Below are 7,040 nucleotides of genomic sequence, written 5' to 3' on the forward strand. Positions count from 1 at the left end.
GCCCCCTGCCCCCTGCCCCTTCTTCTCCCTATGCCCGAAAAACGTCAAACTGTTTCTTTATCTAACCTTCTGCTAATTGTCGCCACTGGTTTTTTGACCATATTACTGTGGCAATTACGGAGTTTGTTTGTAACTTTTATGATTGCGGTAGTGTTGGCAGCTGCGATCGCGCCGATAGTTAACGCCGCCGAAAAATTACGCCTACCCCGTTGGCTAGGAGTAATTGTGGTGTACATTAGCCTAATTGCCGGATTAGTTGGGGCAGGTTTAATTATTGGGCCATCTGTTTTTGAGCAAATTCAGCGATTAGGCAGTAAATTGCCAATTTATTTAGATAATTTGCGAACAACGGCTGAAAATTTAGCCTTGCGAATGGGAGTTACTCAAATAGAGACAATAGAGCAATTCTTTGATATCCAAGCACTTACCAATTGGTTGTTTCGCTCTAGTCAACAGTTACTAGTGCGCTCTTTTGGCTTTACTCGTGGCATTCTCGGCGGCGTAGTCAATCTAATTTTAGCTTTAATTATTTCCGCCTACATGGTCGCTGGTAGCAAAAACTTAGTTCAAGGACTAGTAAAGCTGTTTCCCAAACCTTGGGACGAACGCCTTGCAGCTCAAGTTGTACCAATTTCTCGGCGTATGGGGGGTTACGTTCAAGGTCGAGTTTTGGTTTCGGCTATTTTAGGTTTTGTCATTACCTTGAGTTTGAGTCTTTTGGGGCTGTCTGAATTTGCCTTAGCGCTGGGTGTAATTGCTGGGTTTACAAACTTAATTCCGTTTGTTGGGCCAATATTGGGTGCAGTTCCAGCTTTAATTGTGGCTATTCCTCAGGGGGGATTAACTTTTGTTTGGGTATTGCTGTTATTTGTGATTATTCAGAATATAGAAAGTTATGTCCTTGATCCGTTACTGGTAGGTTCATCAGTGCGAGTTCACCCGTTATATCAACTTTTAGCTGTATTAGGGGGAACACAAGTTTTAGGCATCATCGGCGCAGTGATTGTCCCACCTTGGGTTGCTGGTGTAGGCGTAGTTTTAGAAAATCTTTATTTGCGCCCGAAACTGTTGGCTGAAGAGAAAGTTACTATTTACGAACTGCCAATAAACTCAGATAATCAACAACTATCAGAATCAGATGAAAAAGAACAGGCAATAAGCAATAGGCAATAGGGAACAGGGAACAGGGAACAGTTATTTTTCCCCATGCCCCATGACCTATGCCCATGAATAGTTACTTAAACTCTAATAATTCTATTAATTTGACTATATTATGTGGTCTGAACTAACAAAAGCGATCGCTACTTTTGATATTCCTGCTGATTGGATTGGTATTAGAGCCGTCAAAGAAAATACTACTACTTGTTATGTCCGCGACGGTTTACCCCAAGCCAACGGCAAAACCTCCACTGTTGGAGCAATGCTAGAAGTTTTGGTTAATGGCTGTCTAGGTTATGCAGCTACCAATTCTCTAGAATTACCATCTTTACAAGCCGCTGCCCAAACAGCTTATAAACAAGCGCTAGCAGCCAGTGAGTGGTGGATATATCCCTTTCGTGAAAGTGAGCGTCCTAAAGTCATAGGTGAATATAACTCTCCATTCTTAGAACCATTGGATGCTCTCAATCGTGGGGAAATCAACGATTTATTAGTTCGGGTATGCAAGACGCTGAAAGTTAACGACAAGATTGTCCAAACCACCGCCAACGCCAACACTACCGAGCGAGAAACTTGGTTTGTCAGCAGTAACGGCTCAGAGGTGTATCAAAAAATTATATCTTTGGGAACCCATTACGGAGTTATTGCCCAAGATGCGGGGATTGTGCAGCAACGCACTAATAATGGTTCGCAAGCCAACTGTTATCAAGGTGGATGGGAACTTTTACAACTAGAAAATTTATGGCATCGGGTACAGCAAATCGGCGAACAAGCAATAGAATTATTAACAGCCCAAGAGTGCCCCAACACACGCACTAACTTAGTTTTAGCCCCAGACCAAATGATGCTGCAAATCCATGAAAGTGTCGGTCATCCTCTAGAAATAGACCGAATTTTAGGAGATGAGCGCAACTACGCCGGCGGCAGCTTTGTCAATAAAACTGATTTTGGCAAACTAGTATATGGTTCGCCATTAATGAACATTACCTTTGATCCCACCGTCCCTGGTGAATTTGCCAGCTACGCTTTTGATGATACAGGTGCAGTAGCCACAAAAGAATATGTGATCAAAGCAGGGGTACTACAGCGGGGTTTAGGCAGCCTAGAAAGTCAAGCCAGAGCAGGTATACCAGGGGTAGCTTGTGCCCGTGCTTGCTCATGGAATCGCCCCGCAATAGACCGCATGGCCAACTTAAATTTAGAGCCAGGAAACGCCAGCTTTGCAGAAATAATCGCCGACATAGAACACGGCGTTTATATGGAGTCTAATCGCTCTTGGTCAATTGACGATCGCCGTTACAAATTTCAGTTTGGTTGTGAGTATGCCCAATTGATTGAAAACGGTAAACTCACTAAAACCCTCCGCAATCCCAATTATCGAGCTACAACCCCAGAATTTTGGCACAGCTTAATCCAAATAAGTGATGCCTCTAACTGGCAAATGTACGGCACTCCTTACTGTGGCAAAGGTGAACCAAATCAAGCTATTTGTGTAGGACATGGTTCACCCGTTTGTGTATTTGCCAACGTCGAAGTTTTTGGAGGAGGCGGTTGAAAACAACAAGATCCCCGACTTCTTTAAGAAGTCGGGGATCTTAGCCTCATTTTCGCATGAGAAGCATTATAAATATGAAAATGAATGAATTATCCGCTTTAGAAATCAGCTTTAATCAACTTATTGAAACTCTGCTAGTTAAGAAAACAGCAAATGAACAATTCACTATCAAACTCAGCAGTGAACGCAGCCAATTTACTCGTTTTAATCATGCTAAAGTGCGACAAACGGGTTGTGTTGCTGATGGTTGGATTGAACTAAATTTGATGGAAGATCAGCGCAGTAGTTTTCGGCAATTTTCCTTTACAGGTAATTGGGACGTGGACTGGCAAGCGGCATACAAAGCTTTGCAAGAACTGCGTGATGAACTTTTACTTTTACCCGTTGATCCCTATTTAGTTGTACCATCAGGAAATCTTACAAGTCGGGAAATACATTCTGGGAAATTGTTAGCAGCAGAATTAGTAGTGCCAACAGTCCTGAAATTAGTGACAGATTTAGATTTTACTGGTATATATGCTGGAGGATCAGTAATTAAAGCTTATGCTGATTCTAGTGGTCAAAAACATTGGTTTGCTACAGATTCTTTTACTTTAGATTATTCTTTATTCACTACATCAGGACAAGCTGTTAAAGGTACTTTTGCAGGGAGTAATTGGGATGAACATGCTTACATAGGCAAAATAAGTCAAGCAAAAGAACAACTAGCGCTACTTTCTCGGCCTCCTAAAGAATTGCCACGAGGACAGTACAAAACTTATTTTGCACCTGCTGCTGTTGCTGATTTATTAATGATGCTTTCGTGGGGAGCTGTCAGCGAAGCAGATATACAACAAGGAAACAGTGCTTTGGCTGCTTTGGCGCATCGTGAAAAACAGCTTTCTTCAGCATTTAATTTAAAAGAAAACTTTCAACGAGGCTTAGTACCGCGATTTAATGAATTAGGAGAAATGGCAACACCAGAGTTATCTGTAATAGAACAAGGCATATTAATAAATACTTTGGTTAATTCTCGGACTGCTAAAGAATATGGAAAAATTGCTAACGGTGCTAATGGTTCAGAGACTTTACGTGCGCCGGAGGTGAGTTCAGGGAATTTAACACCTGAACAGATTATGGCGAATTTAGGTACAGGATTATATGTATCGAATTTGCATTACTTAAATTGGAGCGATCGCCCCACTGGTAGAATTACAGGTATGACTCGTTATGCATGTTTTTGGGTAGAAAACGGCGAAATCATGGCTCCCATCGAAAACTTGCGCTTTGACGAAAGCCTTTATCGCTTTTGGGGAGAAAATCTTGTGGATTTGACCACTTTTCAAGAATTCATCCCCGAAGTTGGAACTTACGAAGGTCGCCAACTTGGAGGTAGTTTAGTTCCTGGAATGTTGGTGAATGATTTCACCTATACCTTATAGTTAGTTAGGTATTAAATTGCGTCAATTAGTAGGTGTTAGCAAAAGAGAGTGCAAAATTTCCGCTGTATTGCTTGCTGCACAAAGCTTTAAGCGCCAACTCGGAAAAAACAGATTGACGCAACGGCTGTAACCCTTGTCAGGAGGCTATTTCGGTAAAGTATCATCGACACTCTTGACGACACCCAGTATTGAAATGCTACTATGGCAGCACATTGACGCAAACGAACCTTGAAAACTAAATACAGTGCGTGTTTCAACATTGGGCAGTTGAAAAACATTAAAATCCCTATCAGGGATTGAAACAACTACCAACGGCTAGAACTTGTACTCTTCAAAAGTTGAAAAACATTAAAATCCCTATCAGGGATTGAAACAAGTCTTTTCTGAAAAGTTTTTAGGTACTAAAAGTTGAAAAACATTAAAATCCCTATCAGGGATTGAAACTGCCAAATACGGGCTTCTCCTTTAGCACTGTTGAGTTGAAAAACATTAAAATCCCTATCAGGGATTGAAACATGCTATTTGGTGTGAATGTGGAGCCTACTGCGGGTTGAAAAACATTAAAATCCCTATCAGGGATTGAAACAACTAAGACTAAGTTAGGTGAACCGTCTTTATTAGGTTGAAAAACATTAAAATCCCTATCAGGGATTGAAACACTTTACTAGCAACTAATTCTTTATCAGCTTTACGTTGAAAAACATTAAAATCCCTATCAGGGATTGAAACATTCTTATCGCAGTGAGAAACAAAATTAGTAAATTGTTGAAAAACATTAAAATCCCTATCAGGGATTGAAACGGAGACTTTCACAGATACCGAGCTTAAAAAACGGCAGTTGAAAAACATTAAAATCCCTATCAGGGATTGAAACTCCTAGGGAACTTCTGAATCGCAAGAGGCAGACCGTTGAAAAACATTAAAATCCCTATCAGGGATTGAAACTTACGACAACCTCTACATTTACCTGACCGGACTCGTTGAAAAACATTAAAATCCCTATCAGGGATTGAAACTCGATTTACCCATTAGTTCGATGTCATTGATACTAGTTGAAAAACATTAAAATCCCTATCAGGGATTGAAACCTCTATCTGAGAACACGTACTCCAACCCCCAATAGTTGAAAAACATTAAAATCCCTATCAGGGATTGAAACATAATGGCATATAGTATGTAGATGCCCAACCCGTTGAAAAACATTAAAATCCCTATCAGGGATTGAAACCTGGTGCTTGCTTGGCAAAAAATGTAGCCCCTCGTGTTGAAAAACATTAAAATCCCTATCAGGGATTGAAACCAGAAGGCCATAGGAAAACCAGACAACTCCTACAGAGTTGAAAAACATTAAAATCCCTATCAGGGATTGAAACTCTATAAAAGCTATGGCTACCTCAGAGATTAAGGTTGAAAAACATTAAAATCCCTATCAGGGATTGAAACGAGGATATTCTAATGTACCCTAAATGTCGCAAAGTAGGTTGAAAAACATTAAAATCCCTATCAGGGATTGAAACATGTCTTCCCTGAAGAGGATTTAGAAGGCTCTCATGTTGAAAAACATTAAAATCCCTATCAGGGATTGAAACCATAGCCAGGGATGGGTACCCAAGGGAAGACATAAGTTGAAAAACATTAAAATCCCTATCAGGGATTGAAACTCTGTGCCTGCCACATTGGCGCGTAATGTGAGGAGTTGAAAAACATTAAAATCCCTATCAGGGATTGAAACTGGATGGATGAATCACAGGATTGTCGTGAAGTCGCATGGAAAGTTGAAAAACATTAAAATCCCTATCAGGGATTGAAACCTCGGCACTTCTTTCAATGACAAATTAATGATCGGTTGAAAAACATTAAAATCCCTATCAGGGATTGAAACAAATCTTTCTTGGTGATTTGAGTAAAACTTTGAGTTGAAAAACATTAAAATCCCTATCAGGGATTGAAACAAAACTTCCTGCGATTGCAGCAGTCGTCAAAGAGTTTGGAGAGCGTTGAAAAACATTAAAATCCCTATCAGGGATTGAAACACGGATGGGGTACCGCGACTAGTAGGAGACCCAGGGAAAGCCAGGTTGAAAAACATTAAAATCCCTATCAGGGATTGAAACATTAAATTGCTGACAACTGAGGAACATCAGCCGAGTTGAAAAACATTAAAATCCCTATCAGGGATTGAAACTAACGGTGATTTAGGAAATATCCTAAGTATTGAGTTGAAAAACATTAAAATCCCTATCAGGGATTGAAACTCATTCTCCAACATTGGGATTGGAACCATACCCAGTTGAAAAACATTAAAATCCCTATCAGGGATTGAAACAAATCCCAAGCTGCCTACGAGCGAGTTAAAAAGCGTTGAAAAACATTAAAATCCCTATCAGGGATTGAAACCTCGTGGATGGACAGTAGATACAATTGCTGCACTAAAGTTGAAAAACATTAAAATCCCTATCAGGGATTGAAACAGATAACACTAGCAACATTACCGCACCCAGTTATACCAATTCACGAAAAATTTGATTCAAATAAAGCATCAAGAATAAAATCCCAACCTGTAATAGAAGCAACGATTGATGTGTTTAATTTTTCCAAACGCCTCCAGATAAATTGTCTTAACTCATCTAAAGTTCCAAAGCTTTCCCAAGCTAAATGCCTTTTAATTTCCTCCCATAATCGCTCAATTGGATTAACTTGGGGTGTGTGTGGAGGTTGAAATAATAAAATGATATTTTCTGGTATTTGAAGATGCTGGCTAAAATGAAAAGCTCCATTATCTAACTGAATAATATGGATATCTTGGGCATAAGTGGCAGAAAATTTTTCTAAGAAAACCTGAAAACAAGCTGCATTTAAATGAGAAAATTCCCAGATGAAATACTCACCCGTTAACGGTTCTACTA

The 7,040-nt window shown here is 40.0% G+C and carries 4 protein-coding genes and 1 CRISPR repeat array; of the genes, 3 read left to right on the forward strand and 1 reads right to left on the reverse strand.

Features of this window, described 5'->3' with window-relative positions; genetic code table 11:
* Positions 1–30 precede the first annotated feature (30 nt).
* The 3 genes from I8751_RS16865 to I8751_RS16875 all read left to right on the forward strand — a co-directional run bounded on the left by I8751_RS16865 (position 31) and on the right by I8751_RS16875 (position 4,134).
* Positions 31–1,173: an AI-2E family transporter gene (locus I8751_RS16865; protein ID WP_214440298.1), complete on the forward strand. Its 1,143-nt coding sequence runs from the start codon at positions 31–33 to the stop codon at positions 1,171–1,173.
* 100 nt (positions 1,174–1,273) lie between these two features.
* Positions 1,274–2,713: a TldD/PmbA family protein gene (locus tag I8751_RS16870; RefSeq protein WP_214440296.1), complete on the forward strand. Its 1,440-nt coding sequence runs from the start codon at positions 1,274–1,276 to the stop codon at positions 2,711–2,713.
* A gap of 74 nt (positions 2,714–2,787) precedes the next feature.
* Positions 2,788–4,134 (forward strand): TldD/PmbA family protein, encoded by a 1,347-nt coding sequence (locus I8751_RS16875; RefSeq protein WP_214440297.1) that lies wholly within the window; start codon positions 2,788–2,790, stop codon positions 4,132–4,134.
* A gap of 266 nt (positions 4,135–4,400) precedes the next feature.
* Positions 4,401–6,605: direct repeats of the CRISPR family, unit length 37 nt; unit sequence GTTGAAAAACATTAAAATCCCTATCAGGGATTGAAAC.
* A gap of 40 nt (positions 6,606–6,645) precedes the next feature.
* Here I8751_RS16875 and I8751_RS16880 read toward each other — a convergent pair.
* Positions 6,646–7,040, reverse strand: a 395-nt coding sequence (locus tag I8751_RS16880) for a transposase (RefSeq protein WP_225894208.1), incomplete at its 5' end; no start/stop codon positions are given.

Origin of the sequence: Atlanticothrix silvestris CENA357 (assembly GCF_016056295.1) — a bacterium.
GTDB classification, from domain to species: domain Bacteria; phylum Cyanobacteriota; class Cyanobacteriia; order Cyanobacteriales; family Nostocaceae; genus Atlanticothrix; species Atlanticothrix silvestris.